The sequence below is a fragment of the Psychrobacter sp. NPDC064578 genome, assembly GCF_044901245.1.
Taxonomy (GTDB): domain Bacteria; phylum Pseudomonadota; class Gammaproteobacteria; order Pseudomonadales; family Moraxellaceae; genus Psychrobacter; species Psychrobacter cibarius_C.
Map to the genome: position 1 here is coordinate 27,482 of NZ_JBJDPI010000001.1, position 26,005 is coordinate 53,486.

Consider the following 26,005-nt stretch of genomic DNA (forward strand, 5'->3'; position numbering starts at 1 on the left):
GGCATTGACATATGTATCAGCATTGCTCATCACTGGCTCCTAACCACATTATATTAATTGTCATTTAAAACCTCATTTGACGGCTTAACCATTCAACGGCTTAATCATTCAACGGCTTGACCTAAGTCTCAAAATACCAAAAACGCGCCATGCGTATCAAAACCGCAAACGCTTTTGTAGCTGCTGCACGCCAATAGAGGCACTCAAGCTAAGCACAAAATAAACAGCGCCAGCACCTAAGATATAAGGCGTGAGCAATCCCATCAGCTCACCGCGCACATACGCTGCACGGAAAAAATCCGTCAAACCGATGGCGAATACCAGCGTCGTGTCTTGAAATAAAATAATACATTGTTGCAAGATCAGCGGCAGCATCTTGCGAAAGGCTTGTGGCAAGATGACCAAGCGCATGGTCTGCCCATAAGTCATACCCAGCGCTTTGGCGGCATTGACCTGCCCGCTACCAATCGATTGAATACCAGCACGCACCACCTCTGAAAAGTAAGCGGCTTCAAACATCATAAAGGCAACCACACAAGAGGCAAAGGCAGCATCAAGTTGTAAGTACTTACCCACTATCCAAAAATAAATCATCGGTACGGCAAAGTAAAACCACAGTAGCACCAGTAGTAGCGGTACAGAACGAAAATAATTGACGTATAGCTTTGCTGGAATCTCAAGCACTTTGATACCAGACAAACGCATCAACGCCAATACCGTTCCTAAGCTAATACCACCAATAATCGCCAAAAACAGCACTTTTAAGGTGGTAATCATGCCGCCCATCAAACCAGGATAGGCTGTTGCCAATTCGGTCATCATGTTCATTTCTGACCTCCTGCAATGAGCCCAGGTACACGCAGTTTGCGCTCAATTAACCCCATAATAGCAATCAACGATAAGTTAAATACTAAATAAATAATCGTCGCGTAGGTATAAATCTCGATGCTGTTTTGGGTGTATTCGCTGATGGTTTTGGTTTGACTGATCAGCTCCATTACCCCCACTAACGAGGCGACGGAGGCGTTTTTGAAGCAGTTAGTCAGCTCAGAGCTGAGCGGGGGCAAAATAATACGAAAGGCCTGCGGTAGCAGTACTTCTTTGTAGACTTGCGGAATACTAAAGCCTAGTGCATAAGCAGCATTGATCTGACCTTCGGGCAACGACTCAATACCTGTACGCACCTGTTCAACGATACGAGCGGCGGTAAATAAGCCAAGACCGATACTCGCTGAGAGCATGGCTGACGTGTTGGGCGATAAATCCTTATACCACCACTCTTGTATCGTGGGCGTGAGCCAGCCAGGTGCAATATAAAACCAAAAGAACAATTGGACAAGCAGTGGAATATTACGAAAAAATGTCACATAAGCGGTGCCAATGGCACGAGCGGTCTTATTAGGCAAAGTACGCATGATGCCAAAGATAGTACCTACGACCATAGCAATGGCCCATGCGATACTACCAATCAATAGTAGCCAGCCAAGACCAGTAATCATCCAATGGATATAAAGCTCATTACCGATACCAGTCTGCTCAAAGAGCACACCCCAGTTCCAGCTATAATTCATGGTTGTCTCTCCGAGCAGCGACTGAAAATCCTACGTGTTCAGATTGACATCAACATCAGTCTGAACACGTAAGCAAGCTATGTTGCAGGACAATAATTACTGTGCCGTCGCAACTTTCGGCTGAGCGCTGTCATGCGGACTGGCAATCAAGGCTTTTAAGTTATCAGACATCTCAAAGTTTAGATTGACGTTCTTTGGTGGGATTGGGTTTAAGAACCACTTGTCATAAATGCTGTTGATTTCCCCTGATTTAAAGACATTCGCTAACGCTTCATCGACCACTGCTTTGAACTCAGGATCATCCTTACGCATCATACAACCATAAATCTCAAACGATTGCGGCGTGCCGACGATGACCCATTCATCAGGATTTTTTGCTTTGGCTTTTTCGCCAGCAAGTAGTACATCATCCATCATAAAAGCATCAGCGCGACCATTTTCTAGCATAAGAAAGGCTTCGCCATGGTCTTTTGCCGAGATGACATTCATGTCCATTTTATTTTTGTCGTTGTATTCACGAATGTAACGCTCTGAGGTCGTACCAGCAGTCGTGACCAAAGTCTTACCTTTTAGGTCTTCAAAATCTTGAATACCTGAGTCTTTTTTGGTCAATAGACGCGTACCGATTTCAAAGAAACCGTTGGAGAATGCCACTTGTTTTTGACGCTCTTCGTTGTTGGTGGTCGAACCACATTCAAAGTCGACCGTGCCGTTTTGTACCAAGGGAATACGGGTTTGTGAGGTGATAAGGTTATAACGAACGTTGAGGTCTGGCATGTTTAGCTTTTGCTTAACCGCTTCGACGACTTTCATCTCTAAATCGTGCGCATAACCAATCGGCTGATTTGGGTCGTCAGCGATATAAGAAAATGGAATAGAAGAGTCACGGTGACCGACCACGATAGTACCCGAGTCTTTGATTTTTTGTAGAGTACCGTTGGTAGTGGTTTCTGTCGCTGTTGCATCATCTGCTGGCGCATCAGTGCTGGTTTGGCTACTGTTATTACACCCTGCAAGACCTAGCGCCATAAAAGCAGCGAGAGTTAAAGGTTTAGAGAAAGATCTAGAAGATAGATAGCTCATGAGATACATCCTTTTATCACATTATCACAAGATTGAATGAGTGCTTGGAAGACACAGGTCTTATTCATTGACCTTATTGCCACGCATCCATGCGGTTGTTGTTGCTGTTATTTATCACAATGCAACTTAATGTTACTGTACAACAAAATAGCGGGTGTGGGTAAAAAAATTTTAATGAGGCTTATTTTTTAAGGATATCGGGTTTAGTATCACCATAACTATCCAATAAACACCTGTAATTTGTTAAACAATATCTAACGGGCAATTGATAAATCACGATGAATCCCCATAAAGCTAACAACTTCTTAATACTATAAATGACCTATGACACAAGATACTCAAGTCCCTAATACGGACAGCCAGAACGCTGGCAACCATAGTGACAATGACGTACGTCAACGTTTCTTTATTGAAGATTCGCCAGTGCGCGGTGATGTGGTGCGCCTATCACGCAGCTATGCCAGTACGATAGCCCAAAAGCCTTATCCTGAAGCGATCAAGCGCTTATTGGGTGAGATGCTGACAGCAGCGAGTTTGCTTATCGGCACGGTCAAAATCAATGGTCATCTGTCCATTCAATTGCAATCATCAGACAGCGATAGTTTGCTAAACTGGGCAATGGCAGAATGCAATCAAGACGGTATCATCCGTGCCCTTGCTAGCTGGAAGGGTGAGACTGATGAGCAAGTACAGGCTTGGGAAAATATGACTCATGCCAAAGAGGCATTTGCTGAATTGGGTGCGATGGGTCAAGGCGTGTTGTTTATTAACATTCAGCCTGAAGGCGGCGAAGCCTATCAAGGCATCGTCGAGCGCAGCCATGACAATTTGGCAGACTGCTTAGCGCATTACCAAAAGCAATCGGCGCAAATTCCAACCTTGATTAATTTGGCGTCTGATGGTCTGCAAGCGGGTGGAATGTTGGTACAGATGCTTCCTCGTACTGCTGAAGAAACCTATGAAGTCGAGCAAAACCAAGATGCGGGTATCGACGATGACTTATGGACACGTCTGAGCGTTTTGACACGGACAGTGAAAGCTGAAGAGTTGACCACGCTTGATGCCAACGAAATCCTTTATCGCTTGTATCATGAAGAAAATGTCGTCGCGCCCGATCCTGTTGCATTATCATTTGGTTGCACCTGCTCACGTGAGAAATGTGAGATGGCCATTGAGCAAATCGGTGAAGCAGAAGTCTTAGACATCATTGATGAGCAAGGCGGTAACTTTGAGATGGATTGCGGCTTTTGTGGCGAGATGTATAAATTTAATAAAGACGATGTGACCACGATATTTTCTGAGTAGTTAGGATTTAGTGCAGCGCGCTTAGTAATAAAAAACCCTCAAGTGTGACGCTTGGGGGTTTTTAATGTCAGGGCTTGAAATTTATGACTGACGATATAACTGGTTTCGAGCACGCTTAATTGGCTACTTCATCCACTTCTGGATAAGAATAGATACGACTATCAAGCCCATACTTTGCATCATGGGCATCGCCTAGCCTATTATCCAACAGCCAAGCAATAACTTGCTCATGTACTCTATCGCTGTAGATTAAATTCATGTGATTGACCCCATAAAAAATCGCCTTATGTCCCTCTGGTACTGCTAGCGTATGCTCTTCGGTATATTCGCCGAGCGCTGACTCTACTGAGACCAACCCATCCCCAAGCAAACTTGTGGTCTTAGATTCATAATGAGTTTCAATCAAAGCTGCCGCCACTAAATAGGTATTCACATGCAGGGGCAAACGCGTGGGATGACGAAACTCTGCTGGCAGCACGCTGCGCCCTTCGGTAGACTTCCAATCAGCATCGCGAATACTGCCGTAACGTAAATCTATAATACCGGCGCTACGCAAGTCGCCCAATTTAGCCAATGATCCTGCAAAAGGCAGCTTAGCGATTTTATCTTGAACAAAATGTCCAATCTGCTCCAAGCTTGCGCCATGATGCGGTGAGCCTAAGGTGACAAGATTGCCCACGCGTTTGACCCAGCTAAAGCCCTGCTCTTTACCATAAAATAGCGCACTACGGCTCAACAAACCGCCCATACTATGACCGATTAAATCTATTTGAGTGACGTCGGGATTATTCTCAACCAAATCTTGCAAGACTTTTGCAAAGCTACGTCCGTTGCTAGAAATACGCCGACCGGTATTATAGTTTAAATACAGCACCGTCGCTTTTGGCAAGTGATTGACCAACGCTTCACCCAAATTGCCTTCTCCAGATACCTGCCAGCTCAAATGACTCATACAAAGCCCATGGCATAAAATAATAATACGCCCGGACAGCGCGCCACTTTGTACACGATTGTATTCATCGTATAGCACCATCGATACTGCCAATGGATTGTGATGAGTGATAAGGTGATCGCCCATGACGCCATTTAGAATATTGACCAAGCGACGTAAGTTTTTGGGTAAAGGTTGTATTTTTTTGGGTTTAGAGACAGTGTTATAAAGACGCAGCCCTGAGGCAAGATTATTACCCACCAATTGCATCGTATAACGCACCGTGCCATAAATCCGCCCTGTGATACCGCGCTGCCAGTGCTCAATATTGCCTTTATTAAACCGCCCTAAAGGACGCAGCAGAACCTCACGATGGATAGCCTCTACAATATCAGTGACTTCCACCACGCCCATCGTTGCCAACTGAGCCAAGCCTTCAAAAAAATCAACCAACGTAATAGGCTGATGCGGTTTGCTATAGCTGTTATCTACCGTTTCTGCGGTCAGCTCATCGACATAAATATATTCGAGTTTCGCCAACTCTTCATAGACATCCCCCTGAAAACCTTCACCAGTATCCGACTCAATAGCAGTTGGACGCCGAGTGGTGGCAAATAAATCATGAATGGTTTCTAAAGGTTTTGGACTGGGCATAGTGTTAACATATCAAGCAGTTGAAAGGATTTTCCATACTATCCTGTAATTGTCATAAACAGAAGAGAATGATTTAACTATCAAGTATTTTTATTGTCAAAGAAAGGCGCTATCCCTTAATACCAATGCTTGCATATTAATAACTGTCCTCCAAAATACAAAATCCCAAGCCATGACTTGGGATTTATGTGTTGAGTAAGACACATCATTACTCATGTAAATGTCTAATTAGACAAACGACTCTGCCAGTATGACATCGCCATCTTCGCGCGTAATCATCACGGTCGCTGAGCGCGGCGTACTGCCTCCAGCAATAGCGCCCCAAGTATTACCCGGATGCTGAATATTGATAAATAAGGTTTTAAAGTCAGGAGCCATGGTAATACCTGTGACTTCACAACCTTCAGGACCGACAAAAAAACGTTTGATATTGTCATTACTAGCAGGCATCCCAACTCGTGTTTGTTGTCCTGCTGAGGTCGTTATGGCTGTCCCATCACTGACTTTACCCGGCAGCGCCGCCAGTAACATACAACTGCTGATATCGGTATAAGCGCCATCATCGGTCTGAATCCATAATACGCCACGCGGATCGAAGTACAAACCATCGGGAGAAGACAAATCATTGCTATCATTTAACTGTGACAAATTTTCTGCGGCCAGATCATAAGGCGTAGCAAACAGATAAATATCCCACTCAAAACTCATGGCCGCATGATCGCCACCTGCTTCTGCCCAGCGAATGATATGACCGTTGTCATTACCTGCCGCTTTTTCACCTGCCTGATAGCTACGCGGATTAGAGGCTGAGACAGGTTGATCCTCACGTACGCCGCGGTATTTATTATTGGTCAATGTGACGTATACCTCACCCGTCATAGGGCTAACCGATACCCACTCTGGTCGATCCATTTTGGTTGCACCGACCACATCTGCTGCGGCACGAGCAAAAACCAGAACCTCATCCTGCCCATTAAAAGGCAATACTGTATTGGAGGCATCCAGTCCGTTTTGACTATGGACGAGTGCTTTCCATTCACCGCTGCCATCTTCATTAAAGATAGCAACATAGAGCGTGCCATCATTCAAATACTTATCGCCCGCTTTTAAGCCACCGCCGATATCACTATTTGACCATGTGACTTTGGAGACAAACTTATAAATATATTCGCCGCGAGCATCATCGCCCATATAAAAGACCACCGGTTTGCCTTGTTCGACGGGGGCATAAGCACAGTTTTCATGGGCAAAACGTCCCAGTGCCGTACGTTTTTGCGGCATAGAGTTTTGGTCAAAAGGGTCAATTTCGGTGATATAGCCAAAGGTATTAAAGCCATTACGATAATCGTCAGCCGCACTGGTACCGACAGCAGTCATATCCCAGCGCGAAAACTCATCGGCTATCTTGGCATCTTTGGCTTCAGGTGTGTGCCACAGATACTCCCAACCTGGGAAATCCTCTGTTGCACCGTAGCGCTCGCGACCATAATTTTGCCCATCACTTAATTGGCTAGCATCTTGCCCACGGGCGAATACCCCTAAAAAGTTCTCTTCGGTGGTCAGATAGGTGCCCCAAGGTGACAAACCTGCACCGCAGTTATTATTGATGCCGCGAGTCTGAAAGCCTGTCGGATCAAACTTAGTCTTGACCAAATCAGAGCCAGCAACGGGCCCTGTTAACTGCGCTGTACTACTACTCGTGAGACGGCGATTATATTTCGAATCAGCTACCATCTCATAGCCCATGCCATCAGCGCGACGTTTCATCTCAACCACTGCTACCCCATGGCAATTAACTTCCCTACGCACGTCACTTGCGAGGCGACGATTTTGAAAGATGGGCGCGGCATTATTATCTTGGATCACATGATAGCCAAACGGACTCAGCTCATTACTATTTACATATTCATGATTCATCACTAGCAGCCCATTCTCTGCCGCTTTAGCATCATAAGCGCCGCCCTTTTTACCAAAGAACCACATGCCATCATGGTTATCACCCATGCGCCATTCGAATGACTCTGCCGACTGCTCTCGGTTGTCTTTCCAATCGTCGATACCAGATATCAGCGGCGTACCCAGTGGTAATATCATCTCGGCTTTATAGCCTGCTGCCACGCTCATCGTTTCGGCAGTTGAATGCGCCACTGCCGTAAACTTCAAAGTCTCAGGACGTTTGAGATCGCCCTGTGCAGGGATAGCCGCGTTATTATCAGTATTCTTGATAGGACTGCTGTCATCGTCATCGCTACAGCCAACCAAAGGTAATGCCCCAAAAAAAGCCGCCGCCGTCAATCCTGTGCCACCTTTTAGGATACTACGACGATTTAAACGACGACTAATAATGGTTTGAAAATCGATATTGTCAGTCGGATTAGAGTCTTCAACGACTTCATGGGCAAGTGGTTGTTTATTATTCAATAATGTCATTATCAGTCACCTTGCTGTTAGGCTGGATTGGCGGAGAGTTGATCGCGGCTTTACAATTATCACCACAAAAATACGAATTACGCCTAAGTCTACCGAGAGTTTATGACAGAACGTTGAAACATAGATGACAGTCTCATGACAGCACTTTGTAAGCACCTTATAAAACGAAAAAATCCCAAGCGTTAACTTGGGATTTTATGATGGCGTCGCTGCATTTGACGACTGATAAAATAATGCTGCTACAGAAATTTATTGAACCTGCGCCTGCCATTCATGGGCACCGATCTTCAATTTTAACGCATCGCCTGCTTGTAATATGCCAACGCCGCTTGGCGTCCCAGTCATAATCACATCACCTGCTTGTAAGCTAAAGGCATGGCTAATCTCTGCCAGTAGTTCATAAACTGGAAATAGCATCAATGCACTATCACCTTCTTGCTTCAGCTCATCATTGATATAAAGCTGATATTTGACATGACTAAAATCACCAAACGCTTGCGGATCAATCCAATCAGCAAGTACACAGGCACCATCGAAACACTTAGCACGCTCCCATGGATGACCTTTTTCTTTGAGCTTACTTTGCAAGTCACGTAAGGTCAAATCCAGCCCCAAAGTCACGCCACCTATCGCTTGCTGTGCTTGTTCAAGCGTGGCTGCCGATAAGTCTGCTGCTAATTGCACACACAGCTCAGCTTCATAGTGGGTCTCACCATATATCGCTGAATTGGGACGGACGATATCATGACGCACACTGACCACTGACGATGCTGGCTTCATAAATAAGATGGGTGATTTTGGTATCTCATTGCCAAGCTCGCGGGCGTGTTCCGCATAGTTACGGCCGACACAGACCACTTTGCCGATGGATGCACGTACGCTATCGTTAACCGTTGCAATGCTCGCGTCATCATTGACACTGGCAGCAATCGCATTGATTAAAGACATATGGGGTGATTGGCTCATACTAGGCACTCACAGCAGATTATTGATAGGTTGGTCATACATACTGCACTATCTGTCGCTATTTTTCTAGGGCTTATCTTCATTTTAAAAATAGCCATAAAAATGAGATAAATCGCAGTTAAACAAAAAAATAGCGGGTTAATATTAAGATATTAACCCGCTATTTCATTGATTTTTTAGCATTATTTTGAGCCAAACCATTAAGGTATGGTGTTGGTCATTACATCAGGCGGTACATAACTTGTGTGGCGGTTCATTCTTTTTTCAAACAACCTAAAGCTAAACAGAATCACCCATGATAATAGAAGGTAAATAATACCAGCAGCGAAGAACAGCTCCATCAAGGTATAAGTTCGCGCACTAATAGTTCGAGCGACACCCGTAATATCCATCAAAGCGATGGTTGACGCTAGCGCACTGCCTTTTAGCATAAAGATCACTTCATTGCTATAAGCTGGAATGACAATACCAAAGGCACGGGGTAAGGTAATACGCGTAAGCTTTTGCCATTTCGACATACCGATAGCGTCAGCTGCTTCGAGCTCACCAACAGGAATGGTCTGAATCGCACCGCGAATGATCTCTGCCAAATAAGCACTGGTATTCATGGTAAAGGCAATGATGGCACACCAATACGCTTGACTGAGCACAGGTTCCCATAAGAACGAATTCCGTATAGCCTCAAACTGCCCTAGACCATAATAAATCAAAAATATCTGTACCAGCAGCGGCGTGCCACGGAAGAAGAAGATATAAGAAAAGGGTAGTATCTGCACCAGCCAGTTTTTTGACAAGCGCAACTGGGCTAAAACCAAACCAAAAAATAGACCGATAATACCTGAGATAACCACCAGCTGTACGGTCAATACTGCCCCGTTTAATAAATCAGGAATACTATCAAAAATAACCTGCCAATTCCAATCCATAGTATCTCTCCTCTATCCTATGGTCGATTGACGGTGGGTTGACTGACGGCTCAGCTTTTTAGCGTAGCGTGCCGCTGGATTGGCGCGCCATTCGAGCCACATCATAAAACCAGTAATCAACATGGTTAAACCCAGATAAATAATCGCCGCTGCCATATAAAAAGTGAATGGCTGCTGCGTTGATTGGGCGGCACGTGACGCCTGATACATGATGTCTTTGAGACCCACAACTGATACCAATGCGGTATCTTTGAGCAACACCAAAAACAAATTGCCCAATCCTGGCAACGCAATCTGCCAAACTTGTGGCAAGGTAATGCGATAAAACGTCTGAAAAGGACGCATGCCAATTGCTTGCGCCGCCTCTTTCTGCCCTATCGGAATCTCTTGGATCGACATGCGAAAAATTTCAGTCGCATAAGCGCCAAACGCAATAGACAACGCCATCACGCCACCCCAAAAGGCACTGATCTCAACATATTCGTTATAGCCGAATTTCTTGAGAATCGTCATCAGCAGCATAGAGCCACCGTAATAGATAAACAGTACCAATAGCAACTCTGGAATACCGCGCATTGTCGCTGTATATACAGTCGCAATTTTACGCAGCAGCCAGACATTGGACAGCTTAGCTGTGGCACCGAGCAGCCCTAAAGCCATGCCGATGACTAAACTGGTCATGGCAAGCTTGATGGTGACGGTAGCGCCGCTCAGTAGTAGCGCGCCAAATCCTTGTAAATCAAACACAATTATCCACTCAGTCTCTTTATATTAGCAATTTGCAAAATATGAGTTAAAAGAATCAGCATCAATCGCTGAGCGCTGCTGATAAGCGTATTTTATACCAAATAGACCTTGGTGCTTTGCGTCATAGATCGACGTCAAATCAATACGATTATTGCGGCGGAAATTGACACAGTAGAAATGAGCGCTGATTTTATCATATTCGCTGCCAGCTATGTTAATACTCACACGTAAAAGCAGTGCTTAAATAGACGCTTATCTTCTTAAAAATGCATTAGATTAGTCATATTTTTACAAACCGAACAGTCAATATCACAAGACCGAACTATTTTTTATAAAAAACAAAAAAAGGATATCGCTATTGAAGCGATACCCTTCCTATGAAATGGAATTCAAATTAACCTATTAAAAATCACCATTCTCACGGTTACGATGCAATAGTGCTAAACATATTTTAAGACTTATTCAGCAGGTTTTTCTGTCGGCTCAGTAGTGACCGTTGAGCTTGATGCTGGAATCGCAAAATATTTTTGATTGATTTTATCGTAAGTGCCATCCGCTTTAATATTGACCAATGACTTATTGATTTTTGCTTGCAATGCATCGCCTGGACGCACCGCGATGGCAAAATTATCATTGATGTCAATCTCTTGACCTTTGAGCGCATACTGACTGCCTGAGGTGGAGCCAAGCCATTCTAGCGCTGGCAGCTTATCAGACACCATCGCATCAACACGATTCGAACCCAAATCCAAAAACGCATTACTTAGCGTGTCATAAAGCTTCATGTCAGCATTTGGATAAACCTTTTCTAACCACTGCGAAGAAATGGTCGAGCGCTGAGCGGCAATAGAATGCGCATTGATATCATCGCTATTGCTAGGATCGAAGCTGCTGTCTTTTTTGGCCAAAAACACCAAGGTATTGCTAAAGTACGGCTCTGTAAAGCTGACTTGTTGCTCACGCTCAGGCGTCACCGACATGGCGGCCACAATCGCATCGTACTTACCCGCTTTTAGACCGGGGATGATACCGTCCCAATCTTGCGCTGTGATTTCACATGTTACCTTCATATCGGCACAGATAGCGTTGGCAATATCAACATCAAAACCACCAAGAGTGCCATCCGCATTGGTATAGTTAAAGGGGGCATAAGCGCCTTCGGTACCAATACGTAACACATCACCCGTCGCTGCGGTCTCAGCGGCGTCTGGGCTGACAGCATCATTTGCATCATTTTGACCATTGCTACACCCTGCTAAGGTTAAAAGCGTCGCCATCGCAAGCAAGTGCGCTGAAAAACGCCGCGCCTTGATGCCATTGATAACAGATGCGTTCGCGATTGCACGGTGTTGGTCAAAATGGTTGTTCATGATCATCCTTGGGGTTTGTGAGTAAAATAACACTCATCTCTATGAGTGAATATCGCCATACGTGACAGCCATATCAGCCGAGCACAGAGATGAGCTATGATATTAGTTAGTCGCCGCTTCAGCTGATTCTTCTTTCACTTCAACAGCATCATCACCTTCAACCACCATCACTTCCTTTACGTCGGTGGTTGCCACGGCTTTTTGCGCAGCAGCGGTAGAGCTGGTGCCAAAATAGCTGCCTGTGATTTGATCATAAGTACCGTTTTCTTTTAATTCAGCCAACGCTTTATTGAACTTAGCGACCAATGGATCGCCTTTACGAAGCGCGATACCCATGGCATCTTCGTCGGTGCTGATTTCTTGTCCTTTGACTTCATAGTCTTTACCAGCATCCGTTTTTAGCCAATCGATGCCAGTGACTTTATCGGACATCATTGCCCGTACGCGACCTGAAGTCAGATCCAGATACGCATTATCTTGGGTATCATAAAGCTTGATATCAGCATCTGCATGTTCATCCTGCAAGTACTGTGAAGCGACGGTTGAGCGCTGTGAGGCAATGGGCTGACCTTTTAATGCATCGACGCGAATGTCATCACCTTTTTTACCAATCAAGATAATGCCGGTGTGAAAGTATGGGTCAGTGAATTCAACCACTTCTTTACGCTCAGGCGTGATCGACATACCTGCGATAATTGCATCGAATTTTTGGGCATTTAGACCAGGAATGAGACCATCCCAATCTTGTGAGATGACTTCACATTTTGCTTTCATTTGTGCACACAGAGCGTCGACCAGCTCAATCTCATAACCAATTAACTTGCCATCAGCATCGGTATAACTGAACGGCTTATAGCTTGATTCGGTGGCAATTTTTATGTTCATAGGTGCATCGGCTGTGGTGTCAGCTGCCGCACCATCTTCTGGCGTGGCGCTATTATTACAACCAGCCAGCATAAGCATCGCGGCACTTAATGGCGCAAGCCAAAACGCCTTGGTTTTTAATGATGATGTCATTGATATTGTCATGTTTGCTATTCCTTCATTTTTCAATCAGAAGATTATTGACCAAAGTTCGCTTGCTCAAGACGTGCCAGCTCACCGTTACTACGGATTTCGCTGAGTGCTTTATTAAAGTCGTCTCTGAGTGCGTCACCTTTACGAACAGCAATGGCAATATTATCGTCATTGTCAATTTCGTCACCAACGATACCAAAGCCTTCAGGGTTGTCTGCCAACCATGATTTGGCAGAGACTTTTTCCGCCAATACCGCATCGCTACGACCAGACTTTAGATCCAGATAAGCATTGTCATAATTGTCATACAACTGCACAGTGTTGCCGTCTTTGCCTTCATAGTTATCTTGTAAATAAGCGCCAGGCGTGGTTGAACGTTGACCACCAAGTGTCAAGTTTTTGATCGCCATAGGATCAAAACTGCCTTTGGTATCGGTCAGCCAAACCATCGTATTGGCAAAGTAAGGCTCGGTAAAGTCGACTTTTTCTTGACGCTCAGGTGTAATAGACATACCCGCAATCACTGCATCATATTTTTGTGCTAAAAGACCCGGAATAATACCATCCCAATCTTGAGCGACGATTTCACATTTGGCTTGCATCTGTTTACACAAGGCATTGGCAACGTCAATATCGTAGCCTGCCAAGCTGCCATCAGCATTGGTGTAGTTAAAAGGAGGATAAGCACCTTCAGTCGCGATACGAATGGTCTTGCCAGCCGTTTCTGCTGCAGCGGCGTCAGTGTTGCTATCAGTAGTTTCATTAGCCGGTTGACTACAGGCGCTCAGCATCAATGCGGCGGTAACGGTCATCGATGACCACAATAGGCGAGAATTCGACATCATACATTCCTTAAATTCTGATGGGTTTTTAATGTAGGGTTCTGATATTTTGTTCTCTGACGTCCCTGCCAGACAAGCAATATAGATAGCAGAATACACAAGCAGCCGTCATTATCGACCACCTGTAAACCTTTTGATAATACCTGAGTAAAATATCAAAAACAAACGTTTTACATACCGACTGTTATTAACGAGTAATAAACAGTCAACGCTGCTTACTAAGCAGTAATTTTATGCTTAAAATAAAATGACGATAGGGTGGTAAGAATATTACCACCCCATTTTTGCATATAAAACGGATACTAAATACGAGGCTAGTTCTGACGATGCGATGCCATAAAGTCTTTGACACGCTCAGAGGTAGGATTATCAAAAACTTGCTCAGGCGTGCCAATCTCTTCAATCACGCCTTGATGCAAGAACACCACTTTGCTTGATACTTCTCTCGCAAAACGCATCTCATGGGTGACGATAAGCATAGTACGCCCCTCTTCTGCCAACTCACGCATGACGGCGAGCACTTCATTGACCAGCTCTGGATCTAAGGCTGAGGTTGGCTCATCGAATAGCAGCACTTGTGGCTGCATGGCAAGCGCACGGGCAATTGCCACACGCTGACGCTGACCACCAGATAAATTCGCTGGATAGGCGTCTTTTTTATCAAGCAAACCGACTTTATCGAGCAGTTTTTCAGCATCGCTAATGGCTTGATCTTTTTTAATCTTTAAAACTTGCGTTGGCCCTTCGATGATGTTTTGCAAAATCGTTTTGTGCGGCCACAAGTTAAAGTTTTGGAAGACAAAACCCACGCGCGCGCGCAAGTTTTCCAATTGCTTGATATCGACCGCTTGCAGCTCACCTGATTTGGCAGGCTTGAGCATCAGCTCATCATTACCGATAATAATACGACCTTGATTGGGCTTTTCGAGCAAATTAATGCAGCGCAGCAAGGTAGATTTACCTGAGCCTGATGAGCCCAAAATAGAGATGACATCACCGTCATATGCGGTAAGGGACACCCCTTTTAGCACTGCCAATGAGCCATAGCTTTTATGGACGTCTTGTAAATCTAAGGCGATAGGCCGAGTCGGATCTTTTGCAATATCAAGCATGGTTCAGCAGACTTCCAATAAATATGAGTGAAAACACGAATAAAAATAAATAAAAAATAGCGGCATAGGCAGCTTAAATAGTATCAGCATCAATCATAGCATTATTGTGATAAGGCAATGATTCGTGACACAAATAGAAAAAATGCCACATTGTCTCTTATTAAACAGCAAAAAGGCAAATCCTGTATTGAACCAGATGCTCAATCAACGCTGAATCAATGCTCAATCAGTGGTAAATACATATTAATAAGCCACTAAATAGCTAACACAAAAAAGCCCAGACTGTATTTACAGCGCTGAGCCTTATTTTATCACTTTCGTGTACTGGGCGTAGTTTTATCTGATTATCTAGTTTTATTCGCTTATATCATCCACTAATGATAACCAGTTAATCAAAGTAGCGATTTAATACGTCGAGACATGTTCTTCGCTCTCAGTGCCGTCCAGCACTTCGGCGTCATCTGCTGTTGCCACCGCCACATCATCATTACTACCCACTGCCATGCCATCATCAGCACTAGCAACTGCAATATCATCACCTTCGCCTGCTGTCGCAACACCAGTAGCTTCATCCTCTACTGCTGTTTGTGCATCAACGGCTGGAGCAGTTTCCATAGGCGCTTCTTCTTTCTTACCGCAAGCGCCCAATGTCAATGCCGCGGCAACCAAACCAACTGTCAGTAAGCTTTTACGCGTGGTGTTGTCGATACTGTCATTTCTAATAGCCATTTTTATTCTCCATCATTGTTTCATTTATTGAATTGTATTTGAAGAGCAACCATTCGTACATGAATGTCTGCCCTTTAATTGCTTTTTGATGCATCGTTAAGCTCTACTATACGTATGATTAATGCTAGCTACCTTAGTAGTTACAACGCAGTTCTGTTAAAACCACGTAACCGAAATCTTGCGTTTTTGCTTTCTCTAAAACGGTGCTTGTATCAGGAAATGGCAAGGATTCAGTAATGGTAAAGTCAGTAAAATGACGCGACGACAATGCTCATAAACGCTATGTAAAGCAGGCACTGTTCACAAAATCATCTTTACTATCGCCTCAATCTCCTCTATGTTAAATAGCATAATACCTGACAGGTATCAAAATCATCTGCTGTCACATTTTCGCCTTTTTGGGCGCTTTCATTTGCTTAAAAAATTTATAACATAAGGAAAATAATTTATGAGTCAATCGAATACCACAGACGTTACTGCCTATATGCAAGCTGTCGGCAAACAAGCACGAGCGGCTTCTCGTGTGCTGGCTGCGGCAAACACTGGTGACAAAAATTCAGCATTAATGGCGATTCATGATGTGTTAAAAGAGGCCAAATCAGATATTTTGGCCGCCAATAAAATCGATATGGATAATGGACAAAGCAACGATTTAGAGGCAGCCTTACTGGATCGCTTAGAACTAAATGATGCCCGCTTTGACGGTATGCTCCAAGGGTTAAAAGACGTCGCCTCATTACCAGACCCTATCGGCGAAGTCACTGACATGACCTATCAGCCATCAGGGATTCATTTGGGGAAAATGCGGGTGCCGCTCGGCGTGGTCGGTATGATTTATGAGTCGCGCCCTAACGTGACCTTAGAAGCGGCTTCATTGGCGCTAAAATCAGGCAACGCTATTATCTTGCGCGGCGGCTCTGAAGCGTTTGAATCCAACCAAGCGATTGCCAAGTGTATCTTGGAAGGACTACAAAAAGTCGGGCTGTCTGAGCACAGTGTGCAAGTATTACAAACGACAGATCGTGCTGCTGTCGGCGAGCTGATCACCATGACAGATTATGTCGATGTCATTGTCCCACGCGGTGGCAAAGGGTTAATTGAGCGTATCAGCCGCGATGCTCGTGTTCCTGTCATCAAGCATTTAGATGGCAACTGCCATACCTTTATCGATAGCGATGCAGATGCCGAAATCGCCATCAAGGTCAGCGTCAATGCAAAAACCCATCGCTACGGTACGTGTAATACCATGGAGACGCTATTGATCGACGAATCAGTCGCAGGTGAGCTATTGCCAAAGATTGCCGAAGCCATCATCGCCGCTGATGATGCGATGCAACTACGCCTTGATGACAAGTCGCAAGCCATCTTAAATGACAATGTTAAGCTTGCTGGACATCTGTCTGCAGCCACTGCTGAAGATTGGGATACCGAATATTTAGCGCCTATCTTAGCGGTAAAAGTCTTGTCAGGTATTGACGAAGCCATCGAACATATCAACACTCATGGCAGCCGTCATACCGACGTTATCATTACCGACAACTATACCAAGTCGCAACGCTTCATCCGTGAAGTCGACTCAGCGAGCGTCATGATTAACGCCTCTAGCCGTTTTGCCGATGGCTTTGAGTATGGATTGGGTGCTGAGATTGGCATCTCGACCGATAAAATCCACGCTCGTGGCCCAGTAGGACTTGAAGGTCTCACCTCACAGAAATGGATCGTTTATGGTCATGGTGAGACTCGCGCCTAACGTCTTGTCGCTTAGCCTATCATCCACTCTCTCATTTAACGTATAATCCACAAAAAAACGCCAGCTCAATTGCTGGCGTTTTTTAGTAGTGTCAAATATGTTATATATACGGCATCAAAACCATGTGTATGGTAGAAGTCATGCGGCACGATAACAAAACAGGCGATAGGAAAGTGGGCTTATGCAGAGTGGTAAAATCAAGCACTGGAATTCAGATAAAGGCTATGGCTTTATCGATGTAGACAACCAAAGTGAAGACGTGTTTTTTCATGTGAGTAAAGTGCGATTATCACAGCCAATAACCGTCGGTCAAAGCGTCTATTTTAATAGTGAGCGTAATGATAAAAACCAACTACGAGCCACTGAAGTCACTTCCAACGAATTGAGTATTTTAGCCACTCCAGACTCAAATATAACGCATCACCGTTCAAATACTGACAGCCGAAATAACTCTACTGATAATAACAAAAACCCGCGACACACTACCCCTGACAATAGCCATCATCAGCGTGGCAATCAAAACAAGAGAAGCTTAGGCTCTACCCTATTTAGTGTGATTGCCCTTATTGCCGTCGCTGTTTACTTTTTTGGTGATTTGTCGTCTGGGTTTTTGACCAATAGTATTGACCCAACAGCGGTATCACAAACCTCATCTGAGACCCAGCCAGCAAAGACAAGCGGCGTCACGGGCGATGCTCAGATAGACAATACCATTGCCCTTATTCAACGAGGCGGGCCTTTTCCTTATCCTCATAAAGATGGCACGACATTTTATAATCGTGAGGGAGTATTGCCCACGCAGTCGCAAGGCTACTACCGCGAATATACCGTGCCGACCCCTGGCGTGTCACATCGCGGTGCACGGCGTATCGTCACAGGTGGTCATCCACCGACTGTGTATTACTTGACCGTTGATCACTATGATAGCTTTCGCAGACTGGACGTAAAATAATATGAGTAAAGCCATCCACTATATTAATCTGGATTTTGACCAAAATATTAACCAAAAAACTACAGCACTCAATGCTAGCATGCCCGCTCAGACTGTTAACATACCGGTAGACGAGATACTTAATAAAACCACATTATTAACAAACTTAGCCAATGCCTGTGATTTTCCCAGCTATTTTTCACATAACTGGGATAGCGCATGGGACTGTTTAACGGACAGCGAAGTGACTCACCTGATGCTGGATCTAACAGCGGTGAAAAAAATAAACACCGAAGATTTTAATGTTTTCAAAAGTATCATTGAAGATGCCTACAGAGATTTTGGCAAGCCGCAATTATGGGTTATTATGCCGTCTGTGGATGATGCCTAGTCGCCAATCACCACACAAACCTGAATTCGAGATAAAACCATATTTATCCCGAATTCAGGTTAATTTATTTTTATAGAAAGGATTAATATATGGAAATTACCCTAAACGGCTATTACACGCTGATACTAGCCACTCTAGTGCTGCTGCTTGGGCGCTTTTTGGTCAAGAAAATTAAATTCTTAGAAGATTTTAACATTCCAGAGCCTGTTGCTGGTGGTTTGGTCGCAGCAATAGTGGTCTATATTCTAAATATCATTTGGGGATATAGTTTTAACTTTCATCAAGGATTACAGACGGCTACCATGCTGATGTTTTTTGCCTCTATTGGTTTGAGTGCTGATTTTAGTAGACTCAAAGCTGGTGGTACGCCATTGTTGATTTTTACCATCGTTGTGTCCGTTTTTATCGTCTTGCAAGATGTCGTTGGTGTGGCCATGGCAAGCGCGTTGGGACTTGATCCACTACTTGGATTAGTGACAGGTTCTATCGCCCTGACTGGTGGTCACGGTACGGCAGGCGCTTGGGGTATCACCTTGGAGCAAGATTACGGTGTGGTCGGTGCAACGACACTTGGTATCGCCGTTGCCACCTATGGCTTAGTCGCTGGTGGTATCATTGGCGGTCCTGTGGCCCGTCGCCTGATTCAAAAGCTGGGGTTAAAACCAACACCCGCCAATCCCAATCCTAGTGACATCGAAAAAGTCGCTGGTGCGCAGTCGCTTTATAGCACCAAACATGATGAAGATTCGGCGAGTAGCAATAAAGAAATTTTCGAAAGACCTGACAGCATGCGTTTTATCACCGCCTCTTCTACTATTGAGACATTGGCATTGTTTGCCGCAGCGTTGGCTTTCGCCGATGTCATGACGCTTATTGCACAAGGCACGTGGTTTGAGCTACCTACTTTCGTCTGGGCGTTGGCAGGTGGTGTGATTATTCGTAATGTCTTAACCACTATCTTTAATTTTGATATGTTTGATCGCTCTATCGATGTATTTGGTAACGCTTCTTTGAGTCTGTTCTTAGCCATGGCGCTGCTGTCATTGAAGCTATGGCAGCTGACTGATTTGGCAGGCCCTGTGTTGATTATCTTACTGGTACAGACGGTCATTATGGTTGTTTATGTCTATTTCATAACCTTTAAGGTGATGGGTAAAGACTATGATGCAGCGGTCTTGTCAGCTGGACATTGTGGTTTCGGTATGGGTGCGACGCCTACGGCGATTGCCAATATGCAGGCTGTCACGGATCGCTATCTGCCTTCGCCTAAGGCATTTTTGATTGTGCCAATGGTTGGTGCATTCTTTGTCGATATCGTCAACGCGACGATCTTGCAGATATTTACTAAACTGCCGTTTATGTAGAGTGATGCAGTAGAATTAGATACACCTGAATAATATCACTTCCTACAACTATCTAAAAACGTCAGTATCTAGACTGGCGTTTTTTATGTTTCTTAAAAAATACATAACTTCAAGGTACTTAAATAATATAATAACTAGGAGAGAATGTTGGCTGAAATAGTAAAGTGGGAATTCTGGTTAAATGGCCATAATGGAAATTTAAGCCCTTTCCCAATTTCACAATCAAATTTATACTTCAACATTTCTGGTGGTATTGATGATTATAATGACTGTATAAGTGATGACTTCCGTCTCACATCAGTCTATTTTGATGAAGAAAATGATGCTGAAATTGTCTGGCAAATAGGCTATGAACTTTTAAGTCTATATAATGGGGTTTCGTCAATCATAGACAAAGAGAACCGTAAGTTAACGTTACCAGTACTTCTTCACAATGGTGGTAGAGTCTTAAAGTCACCTAGAAGAAACACGTTTGCATTATTAGGAAGACCTAGTATTTCTAGCTTACTTTATAATCAAGAGTTTCAAAAAGCTAAAAATTCTAATACTCGTTTTCTTATGATAAATTTAGCCACTGAACGCGAAGATGTTTATTTAATATTAAAATATTTTGATCTAGACGGAAGCTATATTAACTACTATAAAATACTTGAGACACTCGAATCATTATCTAAAAAAACTGAAATCCCAATCTCAATTGATAAGAGTTTGAGAAAGAGATTTACTAATACAGCTAATAACTATACCTTATCAGGTCTAGATTCGAGACATGGCTTTAAAGAAGTTATAAAAGAGAATAAGACACCTAGCATGGATTTGCATGAAGCGCACTCATTTGTGGCATCAATTGCTCAATAGTATTTGAATAACTTGGCTAATGGTATTATTTGCGGCAAATATAATAAGTCGTTCAATATTGATTAAAAAAATTTAGAGTTATGATGTGTATCAGCGCACCAATAATACTTTGCAAAATCTAAAATACTGGGCTAAAGCCACAGCCTGCGCCAAAATTTCAAGTTTTTTTCAAACTTATCCGCAAAAAAACCGCCTAGCAAAAGCTAAGCGTTTTTTTATTGCTTCAGGATTATTGACAAGATTTCACTAAATTATCTAGCATGGTCGAGAGCCATGCATTGTTATCTGCAATATACGTGTCCCCTAGTGCTAGGATCTCATCAGCCGCTTGCACAGAGTCAGGATGATCAATCATCGCTTCTTGTATATACGTCTGTCCATGCGACACCATATCTACCATACTCTTGTTAGTCACTTCAAAATGACATTGCCAACCAAGCACCCACGTACCTAATTCTTTATGCTTTGATGTTTGATAAACAAAACCTTGATTGGCCCAAGTATGTGACGTTGCAATTGGCGTCGCGCCTTTGGGACACTCAAAACCATCGCCATGCCAATGAAATACAGTGAATTCATTCTTTGGCAAATCTGCTAGCAGCGGATGTGCAAGACCCTGTTCGGTCAATTGAATGGGCAGCCAGCCAACCTCCTTTATGCCTGATGGCGCAACTTTCGCCCCCAAGCTATCTGCAATCAGTTGTGCACCCAAGCAAACACCAATCACGGTTTTTCCGTCATTAATACTTTGCTGAATATAAGATTTTTCATCAGCTAGCCACTGAAAGTCACTTTCATCATGAATGCTCATTGGTCCACCCATAACGACTAACCAATCAAAACTGTCTTGCGCGGGTAATGGCTCATTTTTATAAAAACATGTGACCGTAATACTATGGCCTCGATTATCTACCCACTGCTTGATATGGCTGAGCTCTTCAAAATCAACATGGTAAAGAGCATGAATTCGTAGCATCATCAAATTATCCTTTTATTAAAAAAATAAAAACCGCCTAGCAAACGCTAAGCGGTTTTTTACTTTATACAACGCTTAACAAGCGCTGGCTAAAATAAAGAGAAACGGCTTACTGATTTTTTTCGTAAACTGGTAACTGTTTGCAGATCGCTTCTACTTTACCGCGTACTTCAGTAGCGACCGCTTCATCACCGCGACTATCTAATACATCACAAATCCAACCTGCCAAATCACCCGCTTGCGCTTCGTTGAAGCCACGAGTAGTGATTGCTGGCGTGCCGATACGGATACCAGACGTCACGAACGGCGATTTTGGATCATTTGGTACAGCATTTTTATTCACAGTAATATGCGCATCGCCAAGCCATTTGTCCGCTTCTTTACCCGTCATTTCTTGCTTAACGAGGCTGATCAGCATGAGATGGTTTTCCGTACCGCCAGAGATGATTTCATAGCCGCGGTCTTGAACCACTTTTGCCATCGCTTTAGCGTTTTTAACCACTTGCTGCTGATAAGTAGAAAAGTTATCTTCTAACGCTTCTTTAAAGCAAACCGCTTTTGCCGCGATGACATGCATCAACGGGCCACCTTGGTTACCTGGGAATACGGCAGAATTGAGCTTTTTAGCAAGTACTTCATCACGCGCCAAAATCATGCCTGAACGTGGGCCACGTAGGGTTTTGTGCGTAGTCGTTGTAACCACATCAGCGAACGGTACTGGGTTTGGATAAACACCACCAGCAACTAGACCAGCAACGTGCGCCATATCTACTAGCAAATAAGCACCAACTTCATCAGCGATTTCACGGAAACGTGCCCAATCGACTACCTGTGAATACGCTGAAAAACCAGCAATAATCATTTTAGGCTTATGCTCTTTTGCCAAACTTTCAACTTGGTCATAATCGATAAGACCAGTGCCTTCGACCAAGCCGTACTGTACGGCATTGTAGTTCAGACCTGAAAAGTTAATGTGTGCGCCGTGAGTCAAGTGACCACCTGCGTCTAAGCTCATGCCTAGTACGGTGTCATTTGCTTCAAGTAACGCTAAAAATACGGCAGAGTTTGCTTGGCTACCAGAATGTGGCTGGACGTTGACGTACTCAGCACCGAACAACTCTTTTGCACGATCAATCGCCAATTGCTCTACAACGTCTACATGCTCACAACCACCATAATAACGCTTGCCAGGATAGCCTTCAGCGTATTTGTTGGTTAGATCTGTGCCTTGCGCTTCCATCACTGCTTGCGAGCAGTAGTTTTCAGACGCAATCAATTCGATATGGTTTTCTTGACGAACGCTTTCTGCAGCCATCGCTTCAGCAAGTACTGGATCAAAATCTTTGATAGAAATATCTTTAAACATAGTGATGTCCTAGGTAGTGACTGTCATTGAAAAATGTCATTGAAAAGAAGCTTATAGGCTGCCCACAATAAAACAATTACTGTGTCAACGTCGCTCAAAGTACCAGCGGTACTTTTAAGCTCAGTTTTATGGTATGACCATTATTGTGAATTGAGTCTATTAGCAAAGGTAAGTAGGAGTAAGCAGAGGCAATAGGCCTGTCATTAACTTGTCCAATTCGGCAATAAACTCGATACGCGTTGGCATCAAAATCATCGCTAAACATTAAGTGTAACATGAAAATTTGTGCGGTGAGCGCAAAAAAACCTCACTGTAAGCTGAGTGAATTAAATGGTGATATAACTCAGATAAATAGCCAATAAAATAAATGGTTTACCGCTATCATAATGCTCTTAACCTGTTGTTGGTCAGCAGATTAGTAGCGATATTTATCTACTGACTGGCTACTTAACGGATATTCAACTGTCAGTAGCGAAAAATGCTGGCAAAAAAGTTTCGCTGATCAGCAACTGGCGACCATACCAATCATAACGTGTTTGCCGTTGCCAACCCTCACTTGTCTGCTGGATAAAACGCTGATTGGGCAAAGTCCGGCTGCGTTTAAATAACACATAACCGATGGGTGTGCCTTTGAGCTGCTGTAGACGGCGGGCGTTACCTTTGAGACTGGGTAACGGAAAGATACTTTGCGCAGCCACCCACGGGCGTGCGTCATTGCCATATAGTTGCGCTTCACGCACCCATGCTAGCATGGGACGATTTAGCATGGCACCTGTGACATTCAATTGTTTTTTTTGTGCCAATGACAGCAATCGGTAGCCCTCAAAGCTGCGCTCCACGCGCAAGGGCTGCCCTGCTTTCACTTCCAACACCGCCGTGAGAGAGCCTGCGACATTGAGCCACGAGAGTAGCTCACTAGGAGGAGACAAATGGGTAGGACAAATAAAAGGAGTACTGGACATAGTTAACGGCTAATAATAAAGTATTAAAAAAGGGCAATCATTAAGGCTTATCAAAAGCTGGCATATTATCCGCATTAAAGGGCAATGCCTCAAACGCTTGCTGACGATACTGCGCCATATGCTCACGGTCTTGGGCGCAAAAATTGGCGATAGCTGGCACAAAACGTGGGTCATAAATACGGTGGATAGAGTGTGTCGTCGTTGGAATAAAACCACGAACCAGCTTATGCTCCCCTTGCGTACCCGGATCAAAATACTTAAGCCTTTGCTCGATGGCAAACTCAATACCTTGATAATAACACAGCTCAAAGTGTAAGCTGTCGTACTCACCCAGTGCTCCCCAATAGCGACCATAAAGAGTGGCATTTTCGCTATGGCGATCATCGTATAAAAACAAGCTACTGGCGATAATTTCTCCAGAGGCATCTAACGCTTGTGCGAGCATTAAGTGCTCAGACATAGTCGCTGCCAGTGCCATAAAAAAATCTATCGTCAAATAAGGCTGTTGTCCACGTACTGCATACGTCATCACATAACAATGATAAAACGCTTTCCAGTCCTCATCAGTAATAGCATCACCGCATTTACGTTGGCAGATGATGCCTTGCTCGGCGACCTTACGACGCTCAGCACGGATGGTTTTGCGTTTTTTGGCTTTTAGCGTCGCTAAGAATGCTTCAAAATCAGCAAACGGTTGGCAGTTTTGTAGCAAGTCCTTATTTTGCCATAAGAACTGACAGCCTTGACGTTCCAGTATAGGCATGTCAATTGCGGTTGATTCTAAACTATTATCTTGAGCGGCTAGCAAATGCGCTATATCAATATCAGTAGGCATAAATGCCGTCGCAATCTTTGCCAGCTCAGGCTTAATAAATAATCCATGCCAGCTTGAGGCGCCTACTTGCTGAGCAATATCATCGACGCCTGCGATAGCTGTCTTTATGATATCGGTGGTTAACGTCTCACCTTTTGCTAACCAAAGCCGCTGACCCGTAATCGGTGTATAGGGCACGCTGGTAACCAGCCTTGGATAATAATCCACACCATAACGCGCATAGGCTTCTGCCCATGAATGGTCAAACACAAACTCGCCGCGATGATGACCTTTGAGGAATACTGGCAACACCGCCACAGGATGCGCGACTGTTTGCGCAGCTTCGTTAATCGCAGAATGGTTTTCGCTATGGTTTTCGCTATGGTTTTCGCTATGGTTTTCGCTATGGTTTTCGCTATGGTTTTCACTATGATCAGCGTGGTCTATCGAGCTGTCGCTTTGACTATCTGCGACACGATGTACCAACACAAATATCGGCAACCAGCCTGCCTGCTCACCAATCGCGCCAGTGTCGGCTAACGCTTGCCAAAAGGCAAACGACATAAAAGGGGTATCGGGGGTTTGCCAGTCTGTTTGACTCTGCCAGCTGGTGTCATTGAGTAATGCATATTGTAAACTCATAATACTCACTATTTATTTTTATATGGGCGTAGTTTTTTATACCTTGTTTCGTATATGACTAGCCTAGCAAAATTCTACTCAAACTCTGTCACAATTATGCTCTCATAATTGTCAGATATTATGGATAAAATAGGTAACAATGCACTCTCGATAATAAAAGCTATCCCAATACAGTCACCTCTAAAAACATAGATAATTTGGTTTGTCAGCTCATATCTGCAAGAAGAGTAAGAATCACTTAGTCACGATTCATATCTATGATATGACT

23 protein-coding genes are annotated in these 26,005 nt (G+C 44.1%); 6 read left to right on the plus strand and 17 right to left on the minus strand.

Going from position 1 to position 26,005, the window contains the following annotated elements:
* Positions 1–156 precede the first annotated feature (156 nt).
* From ACI2JM_RS00100 to ACI2JM_RS00110, 3 genes are all read right to left on the minus strand, one after another.
* Positions 157–828, minus strand: coding sequence for an ABC transporter permease subunit (locus ACI2JM_RS00100; RefSeq protein ID WP_404641214.1), 672 nt, complete (start codon positions 826–828; stop codon positions 157–159).
* On the minus strand, positions 825–1,571 hold the full coding sequence (locus tag ACI2JM_RS00105) for an amino acid ABC transporter permease (RefSeq protein ID WP_055123453.1): 747 nt from the start codon (positions 1,569–1,571) through the stop codon (positions 825–827). The genes ACI2JM_RS00100 and ACI2JM_RS00105 overlap by 4 nt, the downstream gene beginning before the upstream one ends.
* 96 nt (positions 1,572–1,667) lie before the next feature.
* Complete coding sequence (locus ACI2JM_RS00110; RefSeq protein ID WP_404641216.1) at positions 1,668–2,654, minus strand: glutamate/aspartate ABC transporter substrate-binding protein; 987 nt, start codon at positions 2,652–2,654, stop codon at positions 1,668–1,670.
* A 324-nt stretch (positions 2,655–2,978) separates the two neighbouring features.
* On the opposite strand from ACI2JM_RS00110, the gene ACI2JM_RS00115 reads away from it, so the two are divergent.
* Positions 2,979–3,959: an Hsp33 family molecular chaperone HslO gene (locus ACI2JM_RS00115; protein WP_193216829.1), complete on the plus strand. Its 981-nt coding sequence runs from the start codon at positions 2,979–2,981 to the stop codon at positions 3,957–3,959.
* A gap of 115 nt (positions 3,960–4,074) precedes the next feature.
* Here ACI2JM_RS00115 and ACI2JM_RS00120 read toward each other — a convergent pair whose 3' ends face one another.
* The 10 genes from ACI2JM_RS00120 to ACI2JM_RS00165 form a co-directional block, all read right to left on the minus strand.
* Entirely contained in the window at positions 4,075–5,544 is a 1,470-nt protein-coding gene (locus tag ACI2JM_RS00120; protein ID WP_404641218.1) for an esterase/lipase family protein, read from the minus strand.
* Positions 5,545–5,772: 228 nt separating this feature from the next.
* On the minus strand, positions 5,773–7,974 hold the full coding sequence (locus ACI2JM_RS00125) for a PhoX family protein (RefSeq protein WP_404641220.1): 2,202 nt from the start codon (positions 7,972–7,974) through the stop codon (positions 5,773–5,775).
* Positions 7,975–8,223: 249 nt separating this feature from the next.
* On the minus strand, positions 8,224–8,940 hold the full coding sequence (locus ACI2JM_RS00130; RefSeq protein WP_404641222.1) for a fumarylacetoacetate hydrolase family protein: 717 nt from the start codon (positions 8,938–8,940) through the stop codon (positions 8,224–8,226).
* A 200-nt stretch (positions 8,941–9,140) separates the two neighbouring features.
* On the minus strand, positions 9,141–9,866 hold the full coding sequence (locus ACI2JM_RS00135; protein ID WP_045443544.1) for an ABC transporter permease: 726 nt from the start codon (positions 9,864–9,866) through the stop codon (positions 9,141–9,143).
* 12 nt (positions 9,867–9,878) lie between these two features.
* Positions 9,879–10,613, minus strand: a complete 735-nt coding sequence (locus tag ACI2JM_RS00140) for an ABC transporter permease (RefSeq protein WP_045453595.1) — start codon at positions 10,611–10,613, stop codon at positions 9,879–9,881.
* Positions 10,614–11,071: 458 nt separating this feature from the next.
* A complete protein-coding gene (locus ACI2JM_RS00145; RefSeq protein ID WP_404641225.1) occupies positions 11,072–11,983 on the minus strand; it encodes an ABC transporter substrate-binding protein in 912 nt (303 codons plus the stop codon).
* A 102-nt stretch (positions 11,984–12,085) separates the two neighbouring features.
* Positions 12,086–13,012, minus strand: coding sequence for a transporter substrate-binding domain-containing protein (locus ACI2JM_RS00150; protein WP_238034793.1), 927 nt, complete (start codon positions 13,010–13,012; stop codon positions 12,086–12,088).
* Between the two features lie 32 nt (positions 13,013–13,044).
* Positions 13,045–13,845: a transporter substrate-binding domain-containing protein gene (locus ACI2JM_RS00155; protein ID WP_198329618.1), complete on the minus strand. Its 801-nt coding sequence runs from the start codon at positions 13,843–13,845 to the stop codon at positions 13,045–13,047.
* Between the two features lie 311 nt (positions 13,846–14,156).
* Positions 14,157–14,954, minus strand: coding sequence for an ABC transporter ATP-binding protein (locus ACI2JM_RS00160; protein WP_045443533.1), 798 nt, complete (start codon positions 14,952–14,954; stop codon positions 14,157–14,159).
* Between the two features lie 405 nt (positions 14,955–15,359).
* Positions 15,360–15,683 (minus strand): hypothetical protein, encoded by a 324-nt coding sequence (locus ACI2JM_RS00165; protein ID WP_404641228.1) that lies wholly within the window; start codon positions 15,681–15,683, stop codon positions 15,360–15,362.
* Between the two features lie 448 nt (positions 15,684–16,131).
* Here ACI2JM_RS00165 and ACI2JM_RS00170 point away from each other — a divergent pair, with 448 nt between their 5' ends.
* The 5 genes from ACI2JM_RS00170 to ACI2JM_RS00190 all read left to right on the plus strand — a co-directional run bounded on the left by ACI2JM_RS00170 (position 16,132) and on the right by ACI2JM_RS00190 (position 20,977).
* Positions 16,132–17,433 carry a glutamate-5-semialdehyde dehydrogenase gene (locus tag ACI2JM_RS00170; protein ID WP_404641230.1) on the plus strand — a complete coding sequence of 434 codons (1,302 nt, stop codon included), beginning with the start codon at positions 16,132–16,134 and terminating at the stop codon, positions 17,431–17,433.
* A 181-nt stretch (positions 17,434–17,614) separates the two neighbouring features.
* Entirely contained in the window at positions 17,615–18,385 is a 771-nt protein-coding gene (locus ACI2JM_RS00175; protein WP_404641232.1) for a ribonuclease domain-containing protein, read from the plus strand.
* Between the two features lies 1 nt (position 18,386).
* Positions 18,387–18,755, plus strand: coding sequence for a barstar family protein (locus ACI2JM_RS00180; RefSeq protein ID WP_404641234.1), 369 nt, complete (start codon positions 18,387–18,389; stop codon positions 18,753–18,755).
* Positions 18,756–18,844: 89 nt separating this feature from the next.
* The gene (gene gltS, locus ACI2JM_RS00185; RefSeq protein WP_404641236.1) at positions 18,845–20,119 is read left to right on the plus strand and encodes a sodium/glutamate symporter; all 1,275 of its coding nucleotides are present in this window, start codon (positions 18,845–18,847) and stop codon (positions 20,117–20,119) included.
* A gap of 147 nt (positions 20,120–20,266) precedes the next feature.
* A complete protein-coding gene (locus ACI2JM_RS00190; protein ID WP_404641238.1) occupies positions 20,267–20,977 on the plus strand; it encodes a hypothetical protein in 711 nt (236 codons plus the stop codon).
* A gap of 229 nt (positions 20,978–21,206) precedes the next feature.
* Here the strand turns inward: ACI2JM_RS00190 and ACI2JM_RS00195 are convergent, their stop codons facing one another.
* The 4 genes from ACI2JM_RS00195 to ACI2JM_RS00210 all read right to left on the minus strand — a co-directional run bounded on the left by ACI2JM_RS00195 (position 21,207) and on the right by ACI2JM_RS00210 (position 25,737).
* A complete protein-coding gene (locus ACI2JM_RS00195; RefSeq protein ID WP_404641239.1) occupies positions 21,207–21,956 on the minus strand; it encodes a type 1 glutamine amidotransferase in 750 nt (249 codons plus the stop codon).
* Between the two features lie 106 nt (positions 21,957–22,062).
* Positions 22,063–23,319 carry a serine hydroxymethyltransferase gene (gene glyA, locus ACI2JM_RS00200; protein WP_404641241.1) on the minus strand — a complete coding sequence of 419 codons (1,257 nt, stop codon included), beginning with the start codon at positions 23,317–23,319 and terminating at the stop codon, positions 22,063–22,065.
* A gap of 458 nt (positions 23,320–23,777) precedes the next feature.
* Positions 23,778–24,281, minus strand: a complete 504-nt coding sequence (locus ACI2JM_RS00205; RefSeq protein ID WP_404641243.1) for a chorismate--pyruvate lyase family protein — start codon at positions 24,279–24,281, stop codon at positions 23,778–23,780.
* Positions 24,282–24,321: 40 nt separating this feature from the next.
* Positions 24,322–25,737: a GNAT family N-acetyltransferase gene (locus ACI2JM_RS00210; protein ID WP_404641245.1), complete on the minus strand. Its 1,416-nt coding sequence runs from the start codon at positions 25,735–25,737 to the stop codon at positions 24,322–24,324.
* Between the last annotated feature and the right edge of the window lie 268 nt (positions 25,738–26,005).

Coding starts and splice junctions, on each gene's coding strand:
- ACI2JM_RS00150 (WP_238034793.1), bottom strand. CDS start 13,012: ATGACAATATCAATGACATCATCATTAAAAACCAAGGCGTTTTGGCTT.
- ACI2JM_RS00205 (WP_404641243.1), bottom strand. CDS start 24,281: ATGTCCAGTACTCCTTTTATTTGTCCTACCCATTTGTCTCCTCCTAGT.
- ACI2JM_RS00115 (WP_193216829.1), top strand. CDS start 2,979: ATGACACAAGATACTCAAGTCCCTAATACGGACAGCCAGAACGCTGGC.
- ACI2JM_RS00165 (WP_404641228.1), bottom strand. CDS start 15,683: ATGGCTATTAGAAATGACAGTATCGACAACACCACGCGTAAAAGCTTA.
- ACI2JM_RS00130 (WP_404641222.1), bottom strand. CDS start 8,940: ATGAGCCAATCACCCCATATGTCTTTAATCAATGCGATTGCTGCCAGT.
- ACI2JM_RS00110 (WP_404641216.1), bottom strand. CDS start 2,654: ATGAGCTATCTATCTTCTAGATCTTTCTCTAAACCTTTAACTCTCGCT.
- ACI2JM_RS00180 (WP_404641234.1), top strand. CDS start 18,387: ATGAGTAAAGCCATCCACTATATTAATCTGGATTTTGACCAAAATATT.
- ACI2JM_RS00135 (WP_045443544.1), bottom strand. CDS start 9,866: ATGGATTGGAATTGGCAGGTTATTTTTGATAGTATTCCTGATTTATTA.
- ACI2JM_RS00145 (WP_404641225.1), bottom strand. CDS start 11,983: ATGAACAACCATTTTGACCAACACCGTGCAATCGCGAACGCATCTGTT.
- gltS (WP_404641236.1), top strand. CDS start 18,845: ATGGAAATTACCCTAAACGGCTATTACACGCTGATACTAGCCACTCTA.
- ACI2JM_RS00155 (WP_198329618.1), bottom strand. CDS start 13,845: ATGATGTCGAATTCTCGCCTATTGTGGTCATCGATGACCGTTACCGCC.
- ACI2JM_RS00210 (WP_404641245.1), bottom strand. CDS start 25,737: ATGAGTTTACAATATGCATTACTCAATGACACCAGCTGGCAGAGTCAA.
- ACI2JM_RS00125 (WP_404641220.1), bottom strand. CDS start 7,974: ATGACATTATTGAATAATAAACAACCACTTGCCCATGAAGTCGTTGAA.
- ACI2JM_RS00175 (WP_404641232.1), top strand. CDS start 17,615: ATGCAGAGTGGTAAAATCAAGCACTGGAATTCAGATAAAGGCTATGGC.
- ACI2JM_RS00160 (WP_045443533.1), bottom strand. CDS start 14,954: ATGCTTGATATTGCAAAAGATCCGACTCGGCCTATCGCCTTAGATTTA.
- ACI2JM_RS00105 (WP_055123453.1), bottom strand. CDS start 1,571: ATGAATTATAGCTGGAACTGGGGTGTGCTCTTTGAGCAGACTGGTATC.
- ACI2JM_RS00120 (WP_404641218.1), bottom strand. CDS start 5,544: ATGCCCAGTCCAAAACCTTTAGAAACCATTCATGATTTATTTGCCACC.
- glyA (WP_404641241.1), bottom strand. CDS start 23,319: ATGTTTAAAGATATTTCTATCAAAGATTTTGATCCAGTACTTGCTGAA.
- ACI2JM_RS00100 (WP_404641214.1), bottom strand. CDS start 828: ATGAACATGATGACCGAATTGGCAACAGCCTATCCTGGTTTGATGGGC.
- ACI2JM_RS00195 (WP_404641239.1), bottom strand. CDS start 21,956: ATGATGCTACGAATTCATGCTCTTTACCATGTTGATTTTGAAGAGCTC.
- ACI2JM_RS00170 (WP_404641230.1), top strand. CDS start 16,132: ATGAGTCAATCGAATACCACAGACGTTACTGCCTATATGCAAGCTGTC.